The following is a 1,591-nucleotide window of genomic DNA, read 5'->3' as shown; positions in this document are numbered from 1 at the left end:
GTGATCTTGTAAGTGATGGGAGTCATGAACTCTCTAGGGGAGAAATAGAAATGGCTGAAACAAAGCCGCGGAGGCGCGCTGTACGGGCCATGGTGTCCGTTGGTGTTGCCTCGGCGTGTGCGTTCGGCGTGTCGCTGGCGCACGTTGCGGCTGAGCCGCAGCCTGCTGCAGTTCCGGACACCGAAGGCATGGGAAGTTTCCGTGCCGGTGCGGACGGCGGGTACATCAACCTCCACCTCAGTGCGCTGGGAGGTTTGCCGGGTCTCGGCGACCTTCTCAACGGTACGGCCGAACTTGGTCCCGTCTTGACCGAGGTGGACTCCGATGGCCTCGAGCTCGGTGACGAGGTCTACAGCCATGCGCATTCCGCGCTGGCGCAGATTGAGGGCCTCGGTGTGGGGCCGCTTGACATTTACACCACTGAGCAGCAGGCCCTCCCGCAGGTGGACGAGCCGGCGGAAAGCCCGGGTATTGACGCCGATCTCGGAGGAATCGGGTCTGCGCGGGGCTTTCATGGCCTGAGCAAGGCGAACTGGGACGACGAGTTCCTCGCCCCGGGTGTCAGCGGCGAGCTGGCCTGGGTCGACGATGTGATTGCTGACGTCGAGTTCCTGAATCTTGGGGACACGCTCGGCGGAGGCCTGCTGCCGGTTCCAGTGCCTGGTCTGCTGGATGGGAACCTGATTCAGGCTCAGGGCGGTCAGATCTTCACTGAGGCGGGCACCGAGGTGAAGGAGGACGGCAGCCTGGCTGCGTACTCCGAGATCTCGGGTGAGTTCGCCGCGGTGGATCTGTTCGGCGGTGTCGACAACGGCGGTGTCTCGATCGGCATCGTGCCGGGCAGCGGTGAGGAACACGTTGCGAACATTCGTGCCTACGCCGACGGGGAGCCTGGCGGCGCCGCGATCGACGGCGGCGAGGTCGGCACCGAGCCGGACGTGCCGCTGCTGGCTCTTTTCGTTCCGTGTGACCTCGGTGTGTTCCCCGAGATCGGCGACGAGGGTGACTGCGGCATCGAGCTTGACCTCGGCGTGGCCGAGACGATCTCGCTGCCCTCGGAGGACAACCCGGTCGTCGAGCTGAGCGTGGGCGGCGCCGAGATCATCGACGAGGAGGTCGCTGAGGACGGCACGTCGGCGTGGTTCAACTTTGGTGGAGTCTCGATCGACGCCACGATCCAGATCCCGGGTACAGGGCCGCTGCCCGACACCGAGATCGCGAACGTGGGCGGCTACATCATGAGCTTCCCGGACGTCTACGTTGAGGTCCCCGAGGGCGGGATCTACCCGGAGGAAGAGACTGAGGAGGACGCTGACGCGGATGCCGACGCGGATGCGGATGCGGACGCTGACGCGGATGCGGACGCTGACGCTGACGCGGATGTCGATGCGGATGCGGATGCCGACGCGGATGTCGATGCGGATGCGGATGCGGATGCGGATGCCGATGTTGACGCGGACGCGGATGCGGATGCCGATGTTGACGCGGACGCGGATGCGGATGCCGATGTTGACGCTGACGCGGATGCGGATGCGGATGCGGATGCCGACGCCGATGTCGATGCGGATGCTGACGCGGATGTCGATGCGGA

1 pseudogene is annotated in these 1,591 nt (G+C 65.3%); it reads left to right on the top strand.

Annotation, left to right across the window (positions count from 1 at the left end):
• Nucleotides 1-50: 50 nt before the first annotated feature.
• A pseudogene (locus tag ELR45_RS38805) lies at nucleotides 51-1,591 on the top strand (hypothetical protein); the annotation flags it as partial.

The organism is Phytoactinopolyspora endophytica (assembly GCF_004138495.1).
Lineage (GTDB): Bacteria > Actinomycetota > Actinomycetes > Jiangellales > Jiangellaceae > Phytoactinopolyspora > Phytoactinopolyspora endophytica.
The sequence above is the reverse complement of the archived record's forward strand: the minus strand, read 5'-3'. Positions and strand labels throughout refer to the sequence as shown.